This window comes from Brevundimonas sp. NPDC046655 (assembly GCF_044901625.1).
GTDB lineage: Bacteria > Pseudomonadota > Alphaproteobacteria > Caulobacterales > Caulobacteraceae > Brevundimonas.
This window is the reverse complement of sequence record NZ_JBJDPV010000001.1, coordinates 1205356-1228432: the sequence shown is the minus strand read 5'-3', so window position 1 is coordinate 1228432 and position 23077 is coordinate 1205356. Positions and strand designations below refer to the sequence as shown.

Annotated in this window: 21 protein-coding genes; 14 read left to right on the top strand and 7 right to left on the bottom strand. The window is 66.6% G+C overall.

What is annotated here, in order from left to right; all coding sequences use genetic code 11:
* The first annotated feature begins 92 nt into the window (after positions 1-92).
* Positions 93-455: a copper homeostasis periplasmic binding protein CopC gene (gene copC, locus ACI2KI_RS06085; protein ID WP_370523723.1), complete on the top strand. Its 363-nt coding sequence runs from the start codon at positions 93-95 to the stop codon at positions 453-455.
* 3 nt (positions 456-458) lie between these two features.
* The gene (copD, locus tag ACI2KI_RS06080; protein WP_178828408.1) at positions 459-1388 is read left to right on the top strand and encodes a copper homeostasis membrane protein CopD; all 930 of its coding nucleotides are present in this window, start codon (positions 459-461) and stop codon (positions 1386-1388) included.
* A 91-nt stretch (positions 1389-1479) separates the two neighbouring features.
* Here copD and petA read toward each other — a convergent pair whose 3' ends face one another.
* From petA to ACI2KI_RS06065, 3 genes are all read right to left on the bottom strand, one after another.
* Entirely contained in the window at positions 1480-2025 is a 546-nt protein-coding gene (gene petA / locus ACI2KI_RS06075) for a ubiquinol-cytochrome c reductase iron-sulfur subunit (protein WP_207826212.1), read from the bottom strand.
* A gap of 196 nt (positions 2026-2221) precedes the next feature.
* Complete coding sequence (locus tag ACI2KI_RS06070) at positions 2222-2722, bottom strand: nuclear transport factor 2 family protein (RefSeq protein WP_207826215.1); 501 nt, start codon at positions 2720-2722, stop codon at positions 2222-2224.
* Positions 2719-3876, bottom strand: a complete 1158-nt coding sequence (locus tag ACI2KI_RS06065) for an acyltransferase (RefSeq protein ID WP_178828406.1) — start codon at positions 3874-3876, stop codon at positions 2719-2721. The genes ACI2KI_RS06070 and ACI2KI_RS06065 overlap by 4 nt, the downstream gene beginning before the upstream one ends.
* Before the next feature lie 245 nt (positions 3877-4121).
* On the opposite strand from ACI2KI_RS06065, the gene ACI2KI_RS06060 reads away from it, so the two are divergent.
* From ACI2KI_RS06060 to ACI2KI_RS06010, 11 genes are all read left to right on the top strand, one after another.
* Positions 4122-4391, top strand: coding sequence for a hypothetical protein (locus ACI2KI_RS06060; protein WP_003169542.1), 270 nt, complete (start codon positions 4122-4124; stop codon positions 4389-4391).
* Positions 4391-4831: a periplasmic heavy metal sensor gene (locus ACI2KI_RS06055; protein ID WP_178828404.1), complete on the top strand. Its 441-nt coding sequence runs from the start codon at positions 4391-4393 to the stop codon at positions 4829-4831. The genes ACI2KI_RS06060 and ACI2KI_RS06055 overlap by 1 nt, the downstream gene beginning before the upstream one ends.
* Before the next feature lie 5 nt (positions 4832-4836).
* The gene (locus tag ACI2KI_RS06050) at positions 4837-5394 is read left to right on the top strand and encodes an RNA polymerase sigma factor (RefSeq protein ID WP_003169544.1); all 558 of its coding nucleotides are present in this window, start codon (positions 4837-4839) and stop codon (positions 5392-5394) included.
* Between the two features lie 139 nt (positions 5395-5533).
* Positions 5534-7366: a copper resistance system multicopper oxidase gene (locus ACI2KI_RS06045; protein ID WP_178828402.1), complete on the top strand. Its 1833-nt coding sequence runs from the start codon at positions 5534-5536 to the stop codon at positions 7364-7366.
* Positions 7363-8886: a copper resistance protein B gene (locus tag ACI2KI_RS06040; protein ID WP_225910414.1), complete on the top strand. Its 1524-nt coding sequence runs from the start codon at positions 7363-7365 to the stop codon at positions 8884-8886. The genes ACI2KI_RS06045 and ACI2KI_RS06040 overlap by 4 nt, the downstream gene beginning before the upstream one ends.
* 416 nt (positions 8887-9302) lie before the next feature.
* Positions 9303-9698, top strand: a complete 396-nt coding sequence (locus ACI2KI_RS06035; RefSeq protein WP_178828398.1) for a copper resistance protein CopC — start codon at positions 9303-9305, stop codon at positions 9696-9698.
* 107 nt (positions 9699-9805) lie between these two features.
* On the top strand, positions 9806-10171 hold the full coding sequence (locus tag ACI2KI_RS06030) for a hypothetical protein (protein WP_178828396.1): 366 nt from the start codon (positions 9806-9808) through the stop codon (positions 10169-10171).
* 118 nt (positions 10172-10289) lie between these two features.
* Positions 10290-11546: a TolC family protein gene (locus ACI2KI_RS06025; protein ID WP_178828394.1), complete on the top strand. Its 1257-nt coding sequence runs from the start codon at positions 10290-10292 to the stop codon at positions 11544-11546.
* Positions 11543-12829, top strand: a complete 1287-nt coding sequence (locus ACI2KI_RS06020; protein WP_178828392.1) for an efflux RND transporter periplasmic adaptor subunit — start codon at positions 11543-11545, stop codon at positions 12827-12829. The genes ACI2KI_RS06025 and ACI2KI_RS06020 overlap by 4 nt, the downstream gene beginning before the upstream one ends.
* Positions 12826-15975 (top strand): efflux RND transporter permease subunit, encoded by a 3150-nt coding sequence (locus ACI2KI_RS06015; protein ID WP_207826219.1) that lies wholly within the window; start codon positions 12826-12828, stop codon positions 15973-15975. The genes ACI2KI_RS06020 and ACI2KI_RS06015 overlap by 4 nt, the downstream gene beginning before the upstream one ends.
* Positions 15972-16346 carry a copper-binding protein gene (locus ACI2KI_RS06010; protein WP_207826221.1) on the top strand — a complete coding sequence of 125 codons (375 nt, stop codon included), beginning with the start codon at positions 15972-15974 and terminating at the stop codon, positions 16344-16346. The genes ACI2KI_RS06015 and ACI2KI_RS06010 overlap by 4 nt, the downstream gene beginning before the upstream one ends.
* A 538-nt stretch (positions 16347-16884) precedes the next feature.
* Here ACI2KI_RS06010 and ACI2KI_RS06005 read toward each other — a convergent pair.
* The 4 genes from ACI2KI_RS06005 to ACI2KI_RS05990 form a co-directional block, all read right to left on the bottom strand.
* Positions 16885-17691, bottom strand: a complete 807-nt coding sequence (locus tag ACI2KI_RS06005; RefSeq protein ID WP_404618469.1) for a DUF4198 domain-containing protein — start codon at positions 17689-17691, stop codon at positions 16885-16887.
* A 115-nt stretch (positions 17692-17806) separates the two neighbouring features.
* Complete coding sequence (locus ACI2KI_RS06000; protein ID WP_404618467.1) at positions 17807-20794, bottom strand: TonB-dependent receptor domain-containing protein; 2988 nt, start codon at positions 20792-20794, stop codon at positions 17807-17809.
* A 731-nt stretch (positions 20795-21525) separates the two neighbouring features.
* A complete protein-coding gene (locus ACI2KI_RS05995; protein WP_178828382.1) occupies positions 21526-22011 on the bottom strand; it encodes a DUF411 domain-containing protein in 486 nt (161 codons plus the stop codon).
* A gap of 2 nt (positions 22012-22013) precedes the next feature.
* Positions 22014-22241: a heavy-metal-associated domain-containing protein gene (locus tag ACI2KI_RS05990; RefSeq protein WP_207826223.1), complete on the bottom strand. Its 228-nt coding sequence runs from the start codon at positions 22239-22241 to the stop codon at positions 22014-22016.
* A gap of 154 nt (positions 22242-22395) precedes the next feature.
* On the opposite strand from ACI2KI_RS05990, the gene ACI2KI_RS05985 reads away from it, so the two are divergent.
* Entirely contained in the window at positions 22396-22842 is a 447-nt protein-coding gene (locus ACI2KI_RS05985) for a DUF305 domain-containing protein (RefSeq protein ID WP_207826225.1), read from the top strand.
* Positions 22843-23077: the final 235 nt, after the last annotated feature.

Here is a 23077-nt window from a genome sequence, read left to right as displayed (position 1 = left end):
GCCGGCGAAAGCGCCGGGCGCCGCCGGTCTTGAGGGGAAGACCGCAGGCTTGCGTATCTATGAGAGAGGGGCGTTTCCTCAAGGAGAAACACGTGAACCGTTTCAAGATCGCAACCCTGGCCGGCGCGGCCGCCGCGCTGTCCCTGTTCGCGGGCCAGGCCGACGCCCACGCCCGCCTTGTCAGCGCCACGCCGGCGACCGGCGCCACGGTGTCGGCGCCGCGCACCATCAGCCTCACCTTCAGCGAGCGCATGGCTCCGGCCTTCTCGGGATTTGACCTCGCCAACGCCCAGGGAACCGTCATTCCGGTTCAGGCCCGGGTCTCCAAGGACGGCAAGACCCTCAGCGGGGCGCCTCGAACCGCTCTGGCGGCCGGCGCCTATACGGTCAACTGGCGCGTGGCCTCGCCCGACGGTCACCGCATGACGGGCTCCACGACCTTTATCGTGCGCTGAGCCATGCTGGAGTTCGCGGTCGTCCTTCTGAGGCTGGCCCAGTATGTGGGCGCCATGCTCCTGCTGGGCGTGCCCCTGTTCTTCGCCTTCAGGATGCCCACGTCGGACGCGGCCGTCGAAAGATGGCCGCGAAAGACGCTGCTGATTGCAGCGGCGGTGACCGCGGCGGCCTCGCTTGCGGCTCTGGTCCTGCAGACGGCCGTCATGGCGGGGTCGATGGCGGAGGCGCTGAAACCGGCGTCTCTGGCCTATATGGCGTTCGACATGGAGATCGGTCGCGCCTTTGTGGCGAGAGCGCTGGTCGCAGCCCTGGCCGGCGTGCTGCTTCTAGTTCTCCGACCTGGCCGGGCGACCTGGATCGACCTCACGGTTCTGGGTCTGATGGTTTGCGCCAGTCTGGCCTGGACCGGCCACGGCGCCGCAACCGAGGGCGTCCCGGGCTTCGTTCATCTCGGGGCGGACATCATTCACGCGGCTGCTGCAGCCATGTGGCTGGGCGCGCTCGCCGCCTTGGGCCTGTTCCTGGCCATTCCTCATGGAGATCCGGAGCGGGATCGACTGACCCACGACGCTCTGCACGGCTTCGCCGGCATGGGCACGCTAGCGGTCGGCCTCCTGGTCGCGACGGGTCTGGTGAACACCTGGTTCCTGGTCGGTCCCGATCGGCTGGGCGCCTTGCTGACGACGCCCTATGGCCTTCTGCTGAGCGCGAAACTGACGGTCTTCGTGGGCATGCTGGCCCTGGCCGCGTCAAATCGCTTTGTCCTGACGCCCTGTCTTCATCGTTCTCTGGAGGATGAGAGCCAGAAGCCGTCGGCGATCAGGGCCCTGCGACGCAGTCTCTTGCTGGAGACGGCCCTGGCGGTTCTCCTTCTGGGGCTGGTGGCGGTGATGGGGACGCTCGCGCCGCCCGCCGCCATGATGATGATGTGAGGCCATGGCGTTCGACGCGGCCAGCGTCGCTTCGGACGCCCCGGTGCGATGAAGCCCTCCCTTGCGTCGTCAGCGCGGGGGAGGGTCTTTCCTAGCCGAGCCTGACCCGGGTCTCGTTCAGGAAGGCGTAGTCCAGCAGGTAGAGGTTCTTGGGCGCCGGGCCCTTCCGGATGCGGCCGGCTGTGTCGTAGTGGGAGCCGTGGCACGGGCAGAACCAGCCGCCGTAGTCGCCCGTTCCGAAGGTCGGAATACACCCCAGATGGGTGCAGACGCCGATCAGGATCAGCCATTCGGCCTTTCCCGGTTTGTGGCGGCTGGCGTCCGTGGCCGGGTCGCGCAGGGGCGCGTCGTCGTCGGCGACCGCCTCGGCGATTTCCTTGGGGGTGCGGTGGCGGATGAAGACCGGCTTTCCGCGCCATTTGACCACGATCTGCTGGCCGAGCTGGACCTTGCCGTAGTCGACCTCGACCGACGAGAGGGCCAGGGTGTCGGCCGCCGGGTTCATGGAGTTGATCAGGGGCCAGAGGGCCATGCCCACGGGTCCGACGGCCATGGCGCCTGCGGCGACGTGGATGAAGTCCCGACGGTCGGGATCGGCGATGGAGGTCGGGGATTCCGTCTTGTCTGGCGAGGGCATTCGAGTTCCTCTCGAAATGGATCCTTCGCAGGCCCCTGACGGGCGTCTCGACCAGCGGCCGAACCCATCCTTCAAGAGCGCGACGGATCTGATCCTTCGGGGTCAACGTCGGGCTGGCCGAGGCTGTTCCCAGCCCCGCTCTGAAGGCGAGGCTGGGAACAGGGATGCGCCAGTCTGGGGCGCGGTTTGGACGTCGTCAGGACGCCGGTCGCGGGGCCCGGGTCGAGGAGTGATAGCTGACGATGCGCCATTCGCCGTCACGCAGTCTCAGGACGCTCGTGGCGACGCCGCGACGTTCAACCGGAGCCCGGCCGGCCGTCTTGAACGCGATCCGGAAACGATAGGTCTCGGTCGCATAGGCGATGTCGCCGACGACCGTCGCCTTCGTCACGTGATCCTGAAAGGTGAAGCTGGAGAATTCCTCGAGTTCCGGAGCGAGGTGGTGGGACAGGTACTGGGAGATGGATCCCTCGACCCCGCCCTGCTCGAAGACCTGGGCGTCCGGCCAGAAGAAGGTTTCTGCACGCGAAGCGCTGAGCGCCTCGAGCGCGCCGCGGTATCCGTCCAGCACGGCGACGGCCTTGGCCTCAGCCGTTGACTGCGCCAGCGCGGGCGTCGATTGCGCCAGCGCGGGCGCCGCGATCATCGCCGGAGCGGCGAGGGCGGCGACGGCGATGATCATGGATCTATAGGTCAAAGGGATTCTCCTTGGTCGCTTTGAACGAAACGTCCCGGCTCGGGCCGGGGCGTGGGGTGACGTCGGGCGAGAAGCCGACGAAGGATGCGCCGACCGGGCCGCTCCACGGCCACATGGACGAAGGCCGCGACGGCGAGCGATAGGGCCAGGAGCAGGGCGAGCTCCCAGAGGCCCATCCGGTAGTCGGAGGGCAGGCCGAGGAGCTTCTCAGCCAGGTTTCGCCAGACCATCAGAACCGGGATGTGGACCATGTAGAGGGCGAAGGAGGCTTCGCCCGCGAACAGCCAGGCCGGGGCGGACAGGAAGGTCCGGGCGCCGGACTTGGCGAGCAGGGCTAGCGCCAGGAGAAAGGGACCCGCAAGCAGGACGATGAGGCGATCGTCGAGCGGATATTGCATGGCGAACAGGAGCAGGCCTGTGGAGCCCGCCGCCAGGGCGAGGGAGGCTCTCGGCGAAACCCGAAACCCCTGGCCGAGATAGTAGAGGCCGATCCCGTAGAGGAATTCCGGCAGGATGCGCAGGATGCCCATGCTGCCCTCGGCGCGGGGCAGGACGGGGCCGAAGACGGCCCGGTAGACCGCGTCCAGAACGACAAACAGGAGGACGGCCAGGCCGATGATGAGCCAGGGACGGCGTCTCAGCCTCAGCGCGATCCAGGCGTAGGCTGGAAAGATCAGATAGGCGAACCATTCGGCCGAGAGGGACCAGGAGGGGCCGTTCCACTCAGCGTCCTGATAGGGAAACCAGGCCTGGACAAGAAAGAGCGTCATCAGGAAGTGGGGGAGGTTGAAGCGTCCCGCCTCCAGGGCGACCCCGACGAGGCCCGCTCCCGCCACCAGGATCAGCATCGCCAGAAGGATGAACAGGTGGGCCGGGTAGATGCGCGCGAACCGCGCGACGATGAAACGCCGGAAATCGGGTGCGGCGTCGCCCTGCAGATAGACGTGGGTCAGGATGAAGCCCGAGAGGATGAAGAAGACGTCGACGCCCAGGCGCGCGCGATTCAACAGGCCCGAGGCCTCGGGCGGGAGGGTCCAGGTCAACTGGTAGTGGAACAGGACCACGCCGAGCGCCAGGAAGAACCGGACGCTGGTCAGCGGGGCGATGGCGTCCGGAAACGGATGCTTTCCAGATGAGGGAATGAGCGCCGCCATCGGTCAGAGCGCGCGTGACGAGATGAATAGAGAGGCGGCCATGAACCCGCCGATGACGGCCGTATCCAGTCTTTCAATGACCATGCTTTCGCCCCTCCCGGCGAAGACCCGCTATAATTCTCCTACGCACGGTCTGGCTTGCGCCCCTCAAAATGCGCCACAGTGAGGCAGCGGCTCGATCCCGAGGTGAGGGATGAGCGCAGGGTCATGCGTATCCCCAGTAAGAACGTCGAAAGGCACCGATCATGGATGATCTCGGAATTTGGCTCGCGCGCTCCGCGCCCGGCGACGGCGTGTCGCTCGATCGGCTCGAGGAGGACGTCTGGAGCCGCGTGAAGGCGATCCAGGCCCAGCGGGCGACCGAACGGATTCGCCTGGCCGCAGTGGCCCTGGCTCTGGTGATCGGGGTCGCCAACGGCGGTCTCGGGGCGACATTCGCGCGGCCGAGCGTCTCGGAGATGGCGATCTTCTCGGTGGCGGCGACATCGCCCCTGGTGCGGCTGGAAGCGGGTTGATGGCGATCGCCTGGAAATCCATCGCCGTGACGGTCGCGCTGGCTGCGGCGGCGAGCGGCGTGGGCGCATGGGCCGGCGCCAGCTGGGTGCTCAACAAGCAGGCCCCGCCCTCCCTGCACGCGATCGTCCACGAGGATCTTGATCTGTCGCCGCAGCAGCTGGCCAAGATCGAGGGGATCGAAACCCGGTTCGCCGGGCAGCGCGTGCAGATGGAAGGTCGCGTCCAGGCGGCCAATCGCGAGTTGGCCGAAGCCATCAGGGTCAGCAACGGCGACAGCAGGACGGTCCAGCCGGCCGTGGATCATTTCCACGACGCCATGGGGGCCCTGCAGCAGGCGACCATCGCCCATATCTTCGAGATGCGGACGGTGATGAACGAGGCTCAGGCTCAACGCTTCGACCGGAGCGTTGTCAAGGCGCTCACCGCCGACACGCAATAGCATCCGTGCCGGACCGCCAAGCCCTGCAGACGAAAGCGGCCCACGGCGACGTCGTGGCGTTCGAAACCCTCGTGGGAGAAACCAAGACGGGTCTCTATCGGTTCGTCCGCCGCTACGTCGGCGACGCCGATGAAACCTATGATCTGGTGCAGGAAGCCTATGCCGCGGCCTGGCTGGCCATCCGCCGCTATGATCCGGAACGATCCTTCGAGGCCTGGCTGCGGACCATCGCCATCAACAAATGCCGGGACTGGAGCCGTCGCCGCAACATCCGCCGGTTGTTCATGGGCGGCGCCGATCTCCAGTCCTCGGAGGCCCTGGCCGTGGCGGACGAGGTGGCCGGCACGGAGGACCGCTATGAAGCCGCCGAGCAGGCGCAGCGTCTGCATGCCGCAATCGCCACATTGCCGCCGAAGCTGAAAGAGCCGCTGTTGCTGACGGCCATTGAGGAGCGGTCCCATGGCGAAGCCGCCGAAATCCTCGGGCTGTCGGTCAAGGCGGTCGAGATGCGGGTGGCGCGGGCGCGCCAGAAGCTGTCGCAGCTGCTGCGCCTCGAAACCTGATAGGCCTATCCCTTCGGAACCCAAGAGGCGTCACGGATTTTGCTGCATCAGGCTTCCGAGGGAAGGGAGGTCCCGCGTGCGTATCCCTTTTAGAGAGCCCGGTTCGCTTCCCGAACGGACCGGCCGTGAGGACTATGCCATGACGCTGGATCGTCGAAGCCTGCTGCGCGGCGCTGTTGTCGGCGGCGGCGTATTGAGCTTGCAGGGCCTTTTACCGGCCTGGGCCCAGACGGGCTCTCCCGGCTTGCGCGCGGATTACCCGACGCTCACGGGGGCCAGCATTGATCTTACGGTCGGACAGTCGCCGTTCACCGTGAACGGCCGGACGGCCGCCGCGACAACGATAAACGGTCAGCTCCCGGCGCCGCTGCTTCGCCTGCGCGAGGGACAGAATGTTCGCCTTGCGGTGTCGAACCAGTTGGACGAGGAGACGTCGATACATTGGCACGGCATCCTCTTGCCGTTCCAGATGGATGGCGTGCCGGGCGTCAGCTTCCCCGGCATCAAGCCGCGCGAAACCTTCGTCTATGAGTTTCCGGTCCGTCAGTCAGGGACCTTCTGGTATCACAGCCATTCGGGTTTGCAGGAGGCCTTGGGCCACTACGGTCCCATCGTCATCGATCCGGCGGGCGTCGATCCGGTCGGCTATGACCGTGAACACGTCCTGGTCCTGTCGGACTGGAGCTTCATGCATCCGCATGAAATCCTGGCCAAGCTGAAGAAGAGCCCGGGCTATTTCAATCGCCACCGGACGACCCTGGCGGGTCTGCTGGACGGATCGGACGGCATGAGCCTCTCCGAGCGCCGGATGTGGGGAGCCATGCGGATGGACCCCCGCGACGTCCTCGACGTCAACGGCACGACCTATACCTATCTGATCAACGGCCACGGCCCGCAGGAGAATTGGACCGGCCTGTTCCGGCCCGGCGAGCGGGTGCGCCTGCGCGTCATCAACGCCTCGGCCATGTCGATCTTCAACGTCCGTATCCCGGGTCTGGCCATGACCGTGGTCCAGGCCGACGGCGAGAATGTCCGCCCGGTCGAGACCGACGAGTTCCAGATCTCGGTGGCCGAGACCTATGACGTCATCGTCCGCCCGCTTGAGGACCGCGCCTACACCATCGTCTCCGAGGCCATTGACCGTTCGGGCATGGGGCGCGCGACCCTGGCGCCGCGCCTGGGCATGACGGCCGAGGTTCCGCCGCTGCGCGAGGTGCCGACCCTGACCATGAAGGACATGGGTATGGACATGGGCGGCATGGATATGGGCGGCATGGGCGGAATGGAGGGGATGGGCGCCGCGCCGATGACCGGAATGGATCACGGCGCCATGCCCGGGATGGACCACGGCGCCGCCGCCCCGGCTGGCGAGGCCATGGCCGCGATGGATCACGGATCCATGGGCGCCATGAACATGCGCGATCCCGCCAATGCGCCGCCCAACATGGCGGTGGGCGTGGGAGTCCAGACCATATCGCCGATGCCGGCGAACCGGCTCGGCGAAAGGCCGCAGGGTCTGGAGAAGGTCGACCACCGGGTGCTGGTCTATACCGACCTCGTGTCGCTGACGCCCAACAAGGACCGACGCGCGCCCAGCCGCTCCATGGAGATCCACCTGACCGGCAATATGGAGCGGTTCATGTGGGGCTTCGACGGCCGAAAATTCAGCGAACTCGTCGAACCGATCCGTTTTGAACGGAATGAACGTGTACGGGTGACCCTGGTGAACGACACCATGATGGCCCACCCCATCCATCTGCACGGGCACTTCTTCGAGCTCGTCACGGGCGGGCCGGACGGGCACCAGCCCCTGAAGCACACCGTCAATGTGGCGCCCGGCGGCAAGCTCAGTTTCGACCTCACGGCCGACAACCCGGGAGACTGGGCCTTCCATTGCCATCTGCTGATGCACATGCACGCCGGCATGTTCAACGTCGTCACCATTCGTCCGATGGAAGGAGCGGCGTCATGATCCGGGTCTCCGTTGCTCTGGTTCCTCTGATCCTGGCGGCCACGCCCGCCCTGGCGCAGACCCATGCCGGACACGGCGCAACCTCGCCGACGCGCCAAGCTTCCCCTCCGACGCAGGGATGCGTCGCAACGGGTTCAGCAGCGACGACGACGGGGCGCGCGGGGATGAGCCAGTCTCCTGTCTCGGCCTGCCCTCCGGGAACCGTACCCGCCCGCGCCGCAGGCGCCGGCCACGACATGTCGACCATGCCAATGGCGCCCGCTCCAGCGGGGCAGGCGGATCCTCACGCCGGTCACGACATGTCGACTATGGGGCGGGCCCAGCCCGCGCCGGCGACGGCGGGACATGACATGTCCATGATGCCGATGGCGCCCGCTCCAGCGGGGCAGACGGATCCCCACGCCAGTCACGACATGTCGACCATGGGACAGGCCCAGCCCGCGCCGCCGACGGCGGGACATGACATGTCGACCATGCCCATGGCGCCCGCTCCAGCGGGGCAGGCGGAGCCTCACGCCGGTCATGACATGTCGACCATGGGGCAGGCCCACCCTGCGCCGGCGAAGGCGGGACATGACATGTCCATGATGCCGATGGCGCCTGCTCCAGCGGGGCAGACGGACCCTCACGCGGGACATGACATGTCGACCATGCCCATGGCGTCGGCTCCAGCGGGGCAGACGGATCCTCATGCGGGACATGACATGGCCGGCATGGCCGGAATGGCCATGCCGCCGGACGTTCCGACAGGCGCGGACAATCCGGGACGCCCGCCTCAGACGCCGCCTCCAGCCGGCGCGCTGGACGGCCCTCCCCATGTGGCGGACCAGATCTTCAGCGCCGGGGACATGGCGGCGGCGCGCAGGGTGCTGCTGGCTGAAAACGGCGACATTCGCGTGGGCGCGGTGATGATCGACCAGTTGGAGGCGACGTCCGTCGACGGCGAGGAGGGCTATGCCTGGGACGCCCAGGGCTGGTACGGCGGGGACATTCATCGCTTCTGGTGGAAGTCGGAAGGCGAGGGCGAGTTCGGCGGAGAGCTCGAAGAGGCTGAGCTCCAGGCGCTCTACAGCCGCGCCTTCACCCCCTATTTCGACTTCCAGACCGGTCTGCGGCAGACCTATCGGCCCGAGGGCGACCGGACTGACCTTGTCGTCGGGGTCCAGGGCCTGGCGCCCTACTGGTTTGAGGTCGACGCCGCAGCCTTCCTGTCCAACAAGGGCGAACTGACGGCGCGCGCCGAGGCCGAATATGATCAGAGGATCACCCAGAAGCTGATCCTTCAGCCTCGCGCCGAGGTGAGCCTCTCTGCGGAGGACATCCCGGAGCTGGGGATCGGGTCAGGCCTGTCCACCCTGCAGGTCGGCGCCCGTCTGCGATATGAGATCCATCGCGAATTCGCGCCCTATGTCGGGGTCGAATGGACCAGGAGCTTTGGCGACACGCGCGATTTCGCCGAAGCGCGAGGGCGAAGCGCCGAAGACACCCGAGTGGTGGTCGGCATCAGGGCCTGGTTCTAGTTTTTTGGAGAAGATGATGAAGATTCAAATCGCCGCGGCGCTGGCGGCTACAGGCCTATTGGCGGCCTGTCAGCCAGCGGCCGAACAGCCCCAACCCAAGGAAGCGATTTCGGTCGCCGGGCCGGCCGCGACCCCAACGGTCCCGGCCGTCGCCCCCACGGAGGTCGCCTCCGCGACCGCACCGACGGGGCAGGCCACGCCCGCCGTTCAGAAGGCGGCCGAACCCGTCAAGGCTACGCCTGCGCGTGAGCGCGGACGTCCGTCCCAGACCCCGAACGTGAGCCCATCGCAAACCAAGCCCCAATCTGCGCCCATGCCGGGCCATGACATGCCGGGCCACGATATGTCGTCCATGCCGGACATGTCCGGCATGGACCACTCTCCGAATTAAGCCCGAACTAAGGAAGACAACCAAGATGCGTAACTTCATTCCCTTCGCGATCGCCGCCGCCATGCTGGTTTCCGCCGGCGCCGCTTCCGCCCAGGCCGCCGATCCCCACGCGGGTCATGGCGCGATGGTTATGGCTGCGCCTGCTTCAGCCGGCGTGGTGACCTCGCCGGCCGACGGCTCCATGTCCTCGAGCGCGCCCACGGCCTTCAGCATCACCTTTCCCCATGCGATGACCTTGAAGTCCCTGACGCTGGCGACGGACGGCGGTCGTCCGGCGGCCGTTCCGGTCCAGGCCGCGGCAGGCACGAAGGCGACAGTCTCCCTGCCTGCGCTTGGAAAGGGCAATCACGTTCTGGCCTGGTCGGCCGAGGGCGCCGACGGCCACGCTATGAGCGGGGTCGCCCGCTTCATGGTCCACTAGAAACTTCCCTCGCTCCGGTCGGTTCGGGCCCGTCATGGCCCGGCCGACTGGAGCTTCCAGAGCGATCTTGACTTGTTGATGCTCTAAGCGTGTAACCTGACCGTGTGATGTGGAACCTTCTCCGCACAGTTCTGCTCGTCTTTGCCCTGGCCGGATTTTTCGGCCAGTCGACGGCTCATGCCATGCCGATCCAGCTGTTTCACAACGCCGGGGTCGGGGCGGAGGCGATGGACTGCGCCGAGACCATGGACATGGCCGGCGACACGACCGGAAATCCCGGCGACTGCTGCAAGGACATGACGCCGGAGTGCGTCGCCAAGATGGGCTGCGCCGCCGTAGCCGCGCCCTTGCCGCCACTGGTCCTGATCCCGCCCCCCGTCGCGCCGCTATTGATCGCCTTCGTGAATTTGAACATCACGCGGGAAGGGGCCGGGCCGGCGCCGCTATTTTCTCCTCCGCAACAGCAGGGCTGAACCGCCCCTTGGTTTGATCGGCCGCGCCCCACGGCGGGTCCTGTCACGCCCATGGAAAGCCATGCCCCCTGCGTCGCGCCGTTCACGGCCGACGCCTGCTGTTCCGAAGGAAGATTTCATGCTCCCCCGTTTCAAACCGGCGGCCAGGGCGACCGTGCTTGCGCTCGCCGCCGCCAGCCTGTCAGGGGCTGCGGCGGCCCGGGCCGAGCCCCTGACGTTCGAGGCCGCCATGGCCCGCGCGGCGTCGGACGCGCCTGATCTGCGCGCCAGCGCCCTTGGCGTCGATGCAGCCCGTGCGGCCGTGGTCGCGGCCGGGCGGCTGCCCGATCCAAGCCTCAAATTCGGACTGGACGGCTTTCCCGTGACCGGGCCCATGGCCGGGCGGTTCGGTGAAGACGACTTCACCGCCCTGCGGGTCGGCGTCGAGCAGGAGCTGCCCAGCCGGGCGCGCCGTCGCGCCGAGCGCGGCCTGGCCGAGGCCGCCATCGGCGTGGCGGTGGCCGACAACGCCACGGCGCTGCGCGAGGTGCGGATCGCGGCGGGCCTGGCCTGGATCGATCTCTATTATTCGGGTCGCAAGCTGGCCGCCGTGGACGAGGTCCTGGCGACGCTTCAACCGCTTTGGGACGCCGCGCCGTCCGGGGTGGCGTCGGGGGCGGATCGTCCGGCCATGGCCCTGGCGCCGATCCAGTTGAAGGCGGCGTTGGACGATCGGCGCAGCCGGCTGGTCGCCGAGAGGGAGGCCGCGCGCGCCGCATTGACCCGCTGGACCGGCGATCCGGCCCCCACAACGGACGGCGCGCCGCCGTCAGATGCGCCGGACCCGTCGGCCTTGCGCATGGGCCTCGAGGACCTGCCCATGCTGAAGGCTTACGAGGCCGAAGACCGGCGGGCTAAGGCCGAACTCGACCTGGCCCGGGCCGGACGGCGTCCGGACTGGTCGGTCGAGGCCAGCTATCAGCGCCGCGACCCCGCGTTCGGCGACATGGTCTCGGTGGGCGCCAGCGTGCGCCTGCCGCTGTTTCAGCGACAACGTCAGGAGCCTTTGATCGCAGCGCGGTCCGCCGACGCGCGGCGGGTCAGCGCCGAACGTGAGGGGACGCGCCGCCAACTGGAGGCGGACCTGCAGCGCGATCTGGCCCAACACGCCATGGACCACGATCAGTGGACCCGGGCGCGCGACATCGTCCTGCCGGCCGTCATGCAACAGTCCGACCTGGAGACCGCCGCCTATGCCGCGGGTCGGATCGGGATCTCCGAAATCGTCCAGGCCTTCACCGCCGTGGCCAACGCCCGGCTGGACGCGCTGGACAAGGAGGCGGCGGTGATGCGCCACGCCGCCGAAATCACCCTGACCTATGGGAGCGGCCGATGAGCGGGTTCAGCTATAATCGTCTCGGCGTCGCCCTGGGCGCTCTGGTGCTGGTGGGGATCGGCGTCGGGACCGGCGTGGTGATCGGTCAGCGATCCAGCGGCCCCGGCGGCGAGGGGGCTCCTGCCGCAGACGAGGCAGGAGGCCGCAAGGTCCTCTACTACTATGACCCGATGTATCCGGATCGAAAGTTCGACAAGCCGGGCCCGTCGCCCTTCATGGACATGCCCCTGGTCGCCAAGTACGCCGACGAGGGCGGGGCTGGCGCAGCGTCCAGCGGCGTGCGTATCGATCCGGCCTTGACCCAGAACCTGGGGGTTCGGTTCGCGACGGCGCGGATGGGAACCCTGGGCGGCGACCTGAACGCCACGGCCGTGATCGACTACAATCAGCGGGATGTGGCGATCGTGCAGTCGCGAGCCGACGGCTTCGTACAGCGGGTCTATGATCGCGCGCCCGGCGATGTGGTCGCTGCGGGCGCGCCCCTGGTCGATCTGCTGGTCCCCAGTTGGGGCGGGGCGCAGACGGAATATCTGGCGGTGCGGCGCACCGGCGACGCCGCCCTGATCCAGGCCGCGCGGCGCCGGCTGGTCCTGATGGGGATGTCCGACGGCCTGATCGCCTCGGTCGAACGCAGCGGGCGGCCGCGCGACACGATCACCATCGCCAGCCCCGTCGCAGGGGCGATCCGCACCCTGGCGGTCCGGCCCGGCATGAGCGTGACGCAAGGCGCCTCCCTGGCCGAGGTCAGCGGCCTGTCGACCGTCTGGCTCAACGCCGCCATCCCCGAAGCCCTCGCCGGACAGCTGCGGGTCGGACAGTCCGTGGAGGCGACCCTGTCGGCCTTCCCGTCCGAACGCTTCACCGGTCGCCTGACCGCCCTGCTGCCGGAGGTGTCGGGCGACAGCCGCACCCTTACGGGCCGTATCGAATTGGCGAACCGGGGCGGGCGTCTGCGGCCGGGCATGTTCGGCCGGGTGGTTTTCGGCGGGGCGACCACGCCTGCGCTTCTGGTGCCGACCGAGGCGGTCATTCGCACCGGTCAGCGCGACATTGTCATGCTGGCCTTGCCCGAGGGGCGCTATCAGCCGGCCCAGGTCCGGGTCGGGCGAGAGGGCGGCGGCCAGACGGAAATCCTGGCGGGTCTGAGCGTCGGAGAGCGGGTCATCGCCTCCGGCCAGTTCCTGATCGATTCCGAGGCCAGCCTGTCGGGCGTGGAGGCGCGGCCCATCGACGGCGCCGCGCTCCCGGCAAATGGGACGGCGAAGATGGAGCCGGGCCGATGATCGCGGGCGTCATCAGAGCCTCGGTCAAGGGGCGGGTCTTCGTCCTGATGGCGGCGCTGGCCCTGCTGGTCGCGGGGCTCTGGGCGGTCAGGAACACCTCGGTCGACGCCTTGCCGGACCTGTCGGACGTCCAGGTCATCATCCGCACCAGCTACCCCGGCCAGGCTCCGCAGATCGTCGAGAACCAGGTCACCTATCCCCTGGCGACCACCATGCTGTCGGTGCCGGGCGCCAGGACCGTGCGCGGCTATTCCTTCTTCGGCGACAGCTATGTCTATGTCCTGTTCGAGGACGGCACCGACCTTTACTGGGCCCGGTCGCGGGTGCTGGAATACCTCAGCCAGGTCCAGTCCAGACTTCCCGACAGCGCCCGCCCCGCGCTCGGCCCCGACGCCACGGGCGTGGGCTGGATCTATGAATACGCCCTGGTCGACCGGAGCGGGCGTCACGACCTGGCGCAGCTTCGCAGCCTGCAGGACTGGTTCCTGCGCTATGAGCTCAAGACCGTGCCGGGGGTGGCCGAGGTCGCGGCCATCGGCGGCATGGTGCGGCAGTATCAGGTCGTCCTGGACCCGATCAAACTGGCCGCTTACGGCGTCATGCACCAGCAGGCGGTCGAGGCCGTCCAGCGCGCCAATGGAGAGACGGGCGGCTCGGTGCTGGAGTTGGCCGAGGCCGAATATATGGTCCGGGCCAACGGCTATCTGACCAATCTGGACGACTTCCGCGCCATACCGATCCGCACCGCGGCCGGCGGCGCGCCCGTGACCTTGGGCGACGTGGCGACCATCCAGATCGGCCCGGAGATGCGGCGTAGCATCGCCGAACTGAACGGCGAGGGCGAGGTGGCCGGCGGGGTGGTGGTGCTGCGCTCGGGCGAGAACGCGCGGGCGACCATCAAGGCCGTGCGCGACAAGCTCCACACCCTGAAGGCCGGCCTGCCTCCGGGCGTGGAGGTCGTCACGACCTACGACCGGTCGCAACTGATCGACCGCGCCGTTTCCAACCTCAGCCACAAGCTGATCGAGGAGTTCATCATCGTCGCGCTCGTCTGCGGCCTGTTCCTGTGGCACGCGCGTTCAGCGCTCGTCGCCATCCTGACCCTGCCGCTGGGGGTGCTGGCGGCCTTTCTGCTGATGCATGCCCAGGGGGTGAACGCCAACATCATGTCGCTGGGCGGGATCGCCATCGCCATCGGGGCCATGGTCGATGGGGCGATCGTCATGATCGAGAACGCCCACAAACATATCGAACGATGGGAGCAGGATCATCCTGGCGAGAAGCTGGCCGGAGAGACGCGCTGGACCGTCATCACCGAGGCGGCGGCCGAGGTCGGCCCGGCGCTGTTCCTCAGCCTCGTGATCATCACCCTGTCCTTCGTGCCGGTCTTTACGCTGCAGGCGCAGGAGGGGCGGCTGTTCGCGCCGCTGGCCTTCACCAAGAGCTACGCCATGGCGGCGGCCGCCATTCTGTCGATCACCCTGGTTCCCGTGCTGATGGGCTATCTGATCCGGGGGCGAATACCCGCCGAGCAGAGCAATCCGATCAATCGCGGACTGACGCGCGCCTATCGTCATCCGCTGGACTGGGTTCTGAAGCGGCCGAGGACCACCCTGGCCATCGCGGCCCTGGCCTTCGCCACCACCGCCTGGCCCCTGAGCCAGCTGGGCGGGGAGTTCATGCCCCCCATGGACGAGGGCGACCTGCTGTATATGCCCTCGGCCCTGCCGGGCCTGTCGACCGCCAAGGCCGCCGAACTTTTGCAGCAGACGGACCGGATGATCCGTTCCGTGCCCGAGGTCGCGACCGTGTTCGGCAAGGCGGGGCGGGCCGAGACGGCGACTGATGCTGCGCCGCTGGAGATGTTCGAGACCACGATCCAGTTCAAGCCGCGCGATCAGTGGCGGCCGGGCATGACGCCGGAGAAACTGGTCGAGGAGCTGGACCGCGTCGTGCGGGCGCCGGGCCTGGCCAATCTCTGGGTGTCTCCGATCCGCAACCGCATCGACATGCTGGCGACCGGGATCAAGAGCCCGATCGGGGTCAAGGTCTCCGGGGCCGACCTTGCCGAGATCGACCGTATCGGCGGCGAGGTGGCGAAGGTCGCCCAGACCGTGCCGGGGGTGACTTCGGCCCTGGCCGAGCGTCTGACCGGCGGGCGCTATGTCGATGTCGACATCGATCGGCAGGCGGCGGGCCGATACGGGCTGAACATCGCCGACGTTCAGTCGATCGTGTCCGGCGCCATCGGCGGCGAGACGATCGGCCAGACGGTCGAAGGCCTGGCCCGCTATCCGATCAATGTGCGCTACCCGCGCGAACTGCGCGACGATCTCGAGCAACTGAGAGCGCTGCCGATCCTGACGCCGTCAGGCCAGCAGATCACCCTGGGCACAGTGGCGAAACTCGAGATCGCCGACGGACCGCCCATGCTGAAGTCCGAGAACGGCCGCCCCTCGACCTGGGTCTATGTCGATGTGCGGGGGCGCGACCTGGCCTCCGTCGTCGCCGATCTGAAAAGAGCTGTGGCCCGGGACGTGCGTCTGAACCCGGGTGTCACAATCGCCTATTCGGGACAGTACGAATATCTGGAGCGGGCGGCGAACCGCCTCAAGATCGTGGCCCCTGCCACGCTCGTGATCATCTTCATCCTGCTGTATCTGACCTTCGGTCGTTTCGACGAGGCGCTGCTGATCATGGCCTCCTTGCCCTTCGCCCTGACCGGCGGAATCTGGATGCTCTACCTGCTGGGCTATCACCAGTCGGTGGCGACCGGCGTCGGCTTCATCGCCCTGGCCGGCCTTTCTGCCGAGTTCGGCGTGGTCATGCTGATCTACCTCAAGCAGGCGCTGAGGGATCGGGGGCCGAGCCCCGATCGCAATCAGGTGGAGGCGGCGGTCCGGGAGGGAGCCTTGCTTCGGGTGAGACCCAAGGCCATGACGGTCGCCGTCATCATCGCCGGCCTGTTGCCGATCCTGATCGGTCACGGCGCCGGATCGGAAATCATGAGCCGCATCGCCGCGCCGGTCATCGGCGGCATGCTGACCGCGCCCCTGCTGTCCATGCTGGTGATCCCGGCCGGATACCTCCTGCTTCGCCGTCGAAAGCTTCCATCCCCCACGTTCAACCCTGGAGAACCCAAATGAAACACGCCCTCATTCTCTCGGCCGGCCTGGCCGTCAGCCTCGCAGCCTGCAACCAGAAAACGGAACCCGCGCCGGTCGAGGTGCCGGCCGCCGCTCCGGCGACCGCCGGCGACATGGCCGCCACGCCCATGGCGCCGGCCGAAACCGTCAAGTCGGGCGTCGGAACGGGCGTGATCACCAAGGTCGATGCGACGACGGGCTCGGTCACGATCGATCACGGTCCGATCCCGGGCGTCGACTGGCCCGCCATGACCATGAGCTTCAAGGCGGCCCCGGCCGTGATGGAGAAGGCCAAGGTCGGCGAGCGCGTCCAGTTCGACGTGACCGTGCGCGGTCGCGAATCCGAAGTGACCGCGATCCGGCCCGAATAGGCCGATCATCCCGACGAGGCGGGGATCGGCGCAGGCCGATGTCGAGGCCGTTCTGCGTCCCGACCAGGCATAAAGAGAGGCTCCGCCGCACAATCGGCGGGGCCTTTGCCTTGTTAGCGACGAACCGGGTTCGCGCCTTCGAAGGTCATGAAAGGGGCGGGGGCGCCGCTGCCGAAGCGCATGACGCCGTAGGTTCGGGGGCGTAGCCGGGCGCCTCCATGCCGCGCGAGGCGCCGAACAGGAGCCGAAAAGGCTGAAAACTCGCCGCGCGCCCTCTGGGGGCGCGCGGCCTTTTCGCGGAACCACATAGTTGCGAAAGGAGCTTGAGTTTCGGCGTCACGAAACGAGCCCATAGGCAGGGAGCAATGATGCTGGACCTACTCGTGACGACACGATCGCACGTCGTTTTCACCTTCCCCTACTGTATCGGACACTCGGCTTCGAAACACGCAGGTCGCTCGCGCCGAGATATTTGGCGCGGGACGGTTTCAGTTTTCGCCATCTTTGACTCGCGCTCGGCCCTTTTGAAGGCGCAGGGTCAACGGCCGCTTTCGTCACGACCCACTGCAGCCTCGAAGGTCAAAGACGCGTTGTTGGTGACGAAGCGTCCACCCCTCCCCGTCGGTGCATCCAGCGTCGCGGCGACCAACATGACAGGACCGGTTACGCCGTCCGGAATCCGTAGCCGGCCCTCTGCGTCGGTTTGAACCGCGCGCCTTTCGTCCTGTCCAAACCTGATCGTGACGGGTTGCGCCGGTATTGGATGCCCATTTCTGACCAGTTGGAAGGTCGCAGGACTATTCTGGCCAGCCACGAACTCGGGGAGAAACTCGACCTCTAGCCCCGTCGCTCCCCCCGCCGTCGGGGTGCAGGTCTGGAAGCAGACGAGCGTCTTGGCCAGCCGGCGCGATCTCACTTCAAGCGGCGCGCCTTCAGGCAGCAGTCGGCGCACTGTCGCTACATCCTCGGCCTTGAAGGGGTGCTCCTCCAGATAGGTGTCGACCTGGTCAGGCCGCCAGGTGGATTCGCCCCAGATCGTCAGAAGCGTCACGGTCGCCATCCCCTGGGCGTCACTGGACACCGCCAGGCGCAGGGACTTGGCTTGGGCCCCGACGGTTACGGCCGCCGGACGACCATCGACCACCGCCCGGACCTCGGCGACGCGGCTGCGGGGCGAACCCACGTTGAGGGCAGGGAAGTCCGACGACGAGGTTGCGTGGACAATGAGCGGGTGTCCCATCGGCCCGACGAAACGCTCCGGCGCCAGGAAGAAGTCGTGGGCGGCGGCCGCCCCGGCGAACAGGCTCAGGCCCGAGACCATAGCCACCATCAGATTCGTTCTCATGTCGTGTATTCTTCTCTTGATCTGTTGTTTCGCCGGTGTCTGCGCCGGCCGATATCGTTTGAGTGTCCTGGCGCCCCCTTAGCCTTGCAGCGGCGAGGGGGCGCCTTCAGCGGACCTAGAAGCGCGCGGTCAGTCCGAGGTAATATCGGCGACCGATCAGGTCGTAGCTCGAGGGATCGGTGTTGGCGGCGATCGCGGGTGCATAGACCGGTGGTTGTTCGTCTGTCAGATTGTTGACGCCAGCCCGCAGCGAGACGACCTCGTTCACTTTGAAACCGGCATTGAGGTCGATGTAGTGGATGGCGTCGACAACCTGGCTTCGGTTGTTGAAATTCTCGACTGATCCTTGGTAGCGCCACCGCAGGCCGACGTTCCACGGGTCCTGACTCCAGTTCAGCGTGGAAAGGACCTTCCACTCGGGTAGGGTCAGGCCGAAGCTGTTTGAGATCGTGCCTTTGCGATCCGTGAAGGCGCCGCCCGGAATGTCCTGCCGCTCCCATTTCAGGAGCTTCGTGCCGGTGACGTTCAGGGCCAGGCTTCCCCAATTCGGCGCGCCGAGATCGACCAGGTCGATTCGCCAATCGACTTGGAAGTCGATGCCCTTGGTCTCCAGCGTGCCGAGGTTGGCGTTGGTCTCGAAGGTATTGGTGATCTGTCCCGAGTTCGGATCTCGGCTGAACATGCGGCAGAAGATGTTGTTCGGATCGTAGGTCGGATTGGACGCGCCGTCCTGATTGTAGCAGCGACGCAGTTGTTCAGTCGTCGATACCGTGCCGACCACCTTCTCGATCGTGATATCGTAGTAGTCGATAGATCCGGACACCCGGCTGAGCCACGGGGCCGCAAACGGCGACTGCCAGGTGGCGCCCACGGTGAAGGAATCTGCGGTCTCCTCCTCCAGCATCGGGTTGCCCCCGGTGACCCCAGAGACCTGAGAGTTGGAGAAGGTGTAGGAATCGATCACCTGAGTCGGGACATTCTGCGCCAGGCACAGGGTTCGCACCGCATTGGCGTTTGCCGCGCCCGGCGTGCGATACGCGCCGCGAATATCGCAGGGATCCCCGGAGAACTGGCGCGCGCCGGTCGAGGAAACCGGCACCCCGATCGACGGGAAGCTCAGATTCTGCGCTGCGAACAGCTCGCCGATAGAGGGCGCGCGGACCGCGCGCTGAACGCCGCCGCGGAAGCGTAGCCCGTTGAGCGCTTCCCAGCTGAGATCGGCCTTGTAGGATCCGACCCTTCCGATCGTTTCGTAGTCCGAGACGCGGTAGCCGAGATTTGTCTCCAGACTGCGCACAAACGGCAGATTGCTAAGCAACGGGATCAGGACCTCGCCGTAGAGCTCCGACACTTGATCCGACCCCGATAGCGGCTGGCCGGAGTTGCCGGCCAGCTCAGGCCCGGTGACGCCGTTGAGGGTGAATGTGCTGAGCAGCAGGTTATCGGGCGAAAAGTTGTAGTTCTGCTCGCGGTAGGCTGCGCCGACGGCCGCGCGGACCTCGCCGGCGGGCAGGGTGAACAGGCCGCCTTGCAGGTTCAGTTCAGCGACGCTCTGGTCGTTCGTGGTCACATTTTTGGCCACCCGGCCGACATAGGCGATGCAGGCCGCGCTCATTGGGTTGACGCCGAAGGGATTGAAACCGCCGGCGCAGATCGACGCCCCGCCGTCGGGGGCGTCCAGGAGCCGCTGCAGCGCCGAGCGAGCGAGGTAGCCGGTGTAGACGGTGCCGTTGTTCACTCGGCCATAGGAAACATAGGCGTCGTAGGTCCAGTCGCGGAGGCCGACGAGGTCACCGCGTATGCCCGTGTTGATCTGATAGACGTTGTAGTCCTCGGACTGGCGTCGCGGGCCGAGTTCGTTGAAGCGCTTGTCGAGGCGGAAGCTTCCGGCCGGGTTCGGGCGGGAGTCCAGGACGCTGCGCAGCTCGGCGGGAATGAACGGGTTGGTCGATGGAATGCGGAACCCGGTGGTCGGTCCGGTGGCCGGGTTGGAGGCCAACTGATTGCCGGCTTCGTACTGGGAGAACAGGAAGTCGGCGTATAGCTCCACCGCAGAGTTGATCTCGTAGTCCGCCGCCGCATACACATTGTACCGCTTCTGCGGGATGATCATGTAATTGCGGTCGACGGTGCTGTAGGCGAAGTCCGTCTGCTGGAGCGGACCGGGCGTGCGGAAGCCTTCGTAATCGACGCCGCCTGGGCTGACGTAGTCGCGCGCGCCCCGATAGGTGAACAGGGTCCCATTGTTGTTGAAGCCGAAAGTGTCGCCCCGGGCGGCGCCGGGGACGGCGGCGTTGACAGCGGCGGCCGTCGGCAGGTTGGTGGCGTCGAACACGGTCGAGCCTAAGGGCGACGTGCCGGCAAAGCCCCCGATCAGCGAAAAGGCGCGACTGGCGTTGAGGACGGAGGCGCGGTTTGAATAGCTGGCCGACAACACCGCATGTCCGCGGCCATCGGCGATGTCGCCGCCCAGGGTCAGGCTGACCGCTTCGGTCGAGGCGTCGCCCCGGTCCGAGGATCCATACTGGGCGTCGAACTGCAGGCCTTCGAAGTTTCCATCGAGCAGGAAGTTGAGCACGCCGCCGACGGCGTCCGATCCATAGGTCGAAGAGGCGCCGCCAGTAATCGTCTCGATACTGGAGATGAGCGGCGTCGGCAGCAGATTGAGATCGACGACGGACGAAGCGTTGGACGGAACTATGCGGCGGCCATTCAGCAGCACCAAGGTGCGGGTCGAGCCCAGTCCGCGGAGCTGGACGTTCGCCTGGCCGGCCAGGTTCGGACTGTTCGACGCGGCGTTGCCCAGAGCGGTGAACTGCGGAAGATCGTTGATCAGACTTTCGATATTGACCGACCCCGTCGCCTTAAAGTCTTCCTGGGTCATGGTCACGATCGGGCTGTTGGCGCTGTAGTCTTGGCGCGCGATACGAGAGCCGGTGACGACGATTGTGTCTATTTCAACGGCAGCGTCTGACGATTGAGGAGCGGCCGGAGTTTGGATCTGGGCGGCGGCAGGCAAGGCCGGCAATGTGGCGGCGGCGATCACCAGGCCCGAAAGGACTGAAGACGTGACGAGCTGGCTTCTGAAAGAGATGTTGGCCAAAGGCTTTTTCCCGCTAATTTTTTGGCCGAAATGCGGCCCCCTATTTCGACTTACGCAGCGCGGCGAGCTCCCCCCTCGGCGCCGACACGATTTTTTTACAGGCCGCGCGAGATCTGCCCGTGCGAAAGCCGTGGTTCCCTCGAGTGCTGGAACGCAAGTGGCCGCGCCCTTTCGCGTGACGGTTTCCGGCCCGAATGCTTGCTGGAGGTGCTGGTCGAGGTGATCCGGGAGACGTTCGACGATGCGATTTCAACATGCCGCGCAGAGCCCTGGAGAAGGGTAGAATCCTCAAGGTCCTTCTTTACGGGTCATATGCGCGAAGCGACTGGGGCCACGACCTGGACGGCTGTTACTGCTCGGGCTTCGTCCTACTGGTCGTCGCCGACCACGAAGATCTACCTATGGCGCGTTCTGGCTACACGCGACCAACCGAAACGATGCCGGGCGAAGGCGAAATCCGCGAGGTCGGCGAGGGCATCCAGTTTGATGGGACTGTGCGCGGTCGCGAACCCGAAGTGACTGCGATCCGGCCTGAGTAGGCCGGACATTCCGGTTGAGCGGGCGATCAAGCGCGTCTTTCACCTGGTCGAGGTCGATGGCTCAATTGCATCTAACCCTAAAGGCTCCCCCTGGAGAGGGCGCCGCAGGCGATGGTCTGGTCCGCGATGGGAGATACGAAAAGGCCCCGCCGGCTAGCCGGCGGGGCCATCTGTCATAGCGGAGCAGGGGGGCTAGCGGACGGGCGTCGCGCCTTCGAAGGTCATGAAGCGGGCGGGCTGGCCCGCGTCGAAGCGCATGACGTCATAGCGTTCGGGGGCGTAGCCGGGGGCTTCCATGCCGGGCGAGCCGGTCGGCATGCCGCCGACGCCGATGCCGCGCGAGGCACCGGGCGATTTCAGGAAGGCGTTGACGGCGGCGGCGGGGACGTGGCCCTCGATCACCTTGCCGTCGACGACGGCCGTATGGCAGCTCCAGAGGGCTTCCGGCACGCCCAGGCGGGCTTTCACCGGCGCCAGGTCGTCAGTGGGGACGACGCGGATCGTATAGCCGGCCTTGCGCATATGCTCGACCCAGCCGCCGCAGCAGCCGCAGGAATCGCTCTTGTAGACGGTCATGTCCGAGGCATGGGCCACGGTCGGCAGGCCGTTCAGCAGGAAGCCCGCGCCGCCGAGGATGGCGACGCCGGCGGCGAGGGCGGAAAGCTTGAGCTTGTTCATGGTCAGGCGGCCTCGGCCGGATAGCCGGCGGCGTCCAGCGCGGTCAGCAGGGTTTGACGGTCGGCGGCAGTCGTCACCTCGACGCGGCGGGCCTCGATGTCGGCCTTGACGGCGGCGGAGGCGTCCACGGCGTGGATGGCCTTCTCGACGCCGGCGGCGCAGCCGCCGCAGCGCATCTTGGGAATGTGGAGCACCTGTAGATCGGAAGTCCCGGGAACATGGGCGGACATGGGCGAACCTTTCAAAAATGAACGCCTGCCGGTTCTAATCCTTACCCTTATGGGAAGGTCAACGGCTGGAACCATGATTTTTAGTATGGGTTAGCTGGGGGACCTGACGCGCTGCGTGTGCAGGGAAATCGAATCTGGACGTAGGAGACGCGACGTGAACAAGGGTCAATACCGGTCGTTCGGGATCGAGCTGGTTCTCGATTTCATCGTCATGTATCTCGTCATGTATACAATGATCGCCACGCTGGATCATTTCTACCTCAACCTCAACAACGTCTACATGACGCTCATGATGGTCACCCCCATGGCGATCCTCATGCTCTGGTTCATGCGGTCCATGTACCCCTCGCGAAAGCTGAATCTGGCGATCGTCGGCGGCGCCGCGGCGGCGTTCGTCCTCGCCTTTGTCGGCATGCGGACCCAGGCGGGGGTGGGCGACAAGGAGTTCCTCCGGTCCATGATCCCGCATCATTCCGGCGCGATTCTGATGTGCGAGCAGGCCTCGATCCGCGATCCGGAGATTATCGCCCTGTGCGATCGGATCATCCGGGCCCAGGACGATGAGATCGCTCAGATGCAGGCGATCCTGAAGCGCCTCTAGGCGGCTGCGTTCGTCGTCGAGAAGGGACAGCGACGCTCCTGACGCGGGCCGCCGCAAGGGTTTGGGGCCTGGGTGCTCCGGCGTCTCCACATATGACCCCCTTGAATTCTTCTGAAGCGAACTTCGCAAGCGCTTGTGTGGCGACCTGTCGCAAGGGATGGAGCGTGCGGGTGCGTAATACCCTGTGAAGCTCACGCCGAAGTCGTCGGTCGTGAAGTGCGTTCAAGGAAGGATG

What these genes read in the sequence shown, in the direction of transcription:
- copD (WP_178828408.1), top strand. Translation starts at nt 459, where the DNA reads ATGCTGGAGTTCGCGGTCGTCCTTCTGAGGCTGGCCCAGTATGTGGGC.
- petA (WP_207826212.1), bottom strand. Translation starts at nt 2,025, where the DNA reads ATGCCCTCGCCAGACAAGACGGAATCCCCGACCTCCATCGCCGATCCC.
- ACI2KI_RS06065 (WP_178828406.1), bottom strand. Translation starts at nt 3,876, where the DNA reads ATGGCGGCGCTCATTCCCTCATCTGGAAAGCATCCGTTTCCGGACGCC.
- ACI2KI_RS06060 (WP_003169542.1), top strand. Translation starts at nt 4,122, where the DNA reads ATGGATGATCTCGGAATTTGGCTCGCGCGCTCCGCGCCCGGCGACGGC.
- ACI2KI_RS06055 (WP_178828404.1), top strand. Translation starts at nt 4,391, where the DNA reads ATGGCGATCGCCTGGAAATCCATCGCCGTGACGGTCGCGCTGGCTGCG.
- ACI2KI_RS06045 (WP_178828402.1), top strand. Translation starts at nt 5,534, where the DNA reads ATGACGCTGGATCGTCGAAGCCTGCTGCGCGGCGCTGTTGTCGGCGGC.
- ACI2KI_RS06040 (WP_225910414.1), top strand. Translation starts at nt 7,363, where the DNA reads ATGATCCGGGTCTCCGTTGCTCTGGTTCCTCTGATCCTGGCGGCCACG.
- ACI2KI_RS06035 (WP_178828398.1), top strand. Translation starts at nt 9,303, where the DNA reads ATGCGTAACTTCATTCCCTTCGCGATCGCCGCCGCCATGCTGGTTTCC.
- ACI2KI_RS06030 (WP_178828396.1), top strand. Translation starts at nt 9,806, where the DNA reads ATGTGGAACCTTCTCCGCACAGTTCTGCTCGTCTTTGCCCTGGCCGGA.
- ACI2KI_RS06025 (WP_178828394.1), top strand. Translation starts at nt 10,290, where the DNA reads ATGCTCCCCCGTTTCAAACCGGCGGCCAGGGCGACCGTGCTTGCGCTC.
- ACI2KI_RS06020 (WP_178828392.1), top strand. Translation starts at nt 11,543, where the DNA reads ATGAGCGGGTTCAGCTATAATCGTCTCGGCGTCGCCCTGGGCGCTCTG.
- ACI2KI_RS06015 (WP_207826219.1), top strand. Translation starts at nt 12,826, where the DNA reads ATGATCGCGGGCGTCATCAGAGCCTCGGTCAAGGGGCGGGTCTTCGTC.
- ACI2KI_RS06010 (WP_207826221.1), top strand. Translation starts at nt 15,972, where the DNA reads ATGAAACACGCCCTCATTCTCTCGGCCGGCCTGGCCGTCAGCCTCGCA.
- ACI2KI_RS06005 (WP_404618469.1), bottom strand. Translation starts at nt 17,691, where the DNA reads ATGAGAACGAATCTGATGGTGGCTATGGTCTCGGGCCTGAGCCTGTTC.
- ACI2KI_RS05995 (WP_178828382.1), bottom strand. Translation starts at nt 22,011, where the DNA reads ATGAACAAGCTCAAGCTTTCCGCCCTCGCCGCCGGCGTCGCCATCCTC.
- ACI2KI_RS05990 (WP_207826223.1), bottom strand. Translation starts at nt 22,241, where the DNA reads ATGTCCGCCCATGTTCCCGGGACTTCCGATCTACAGGTGCTCCACATT.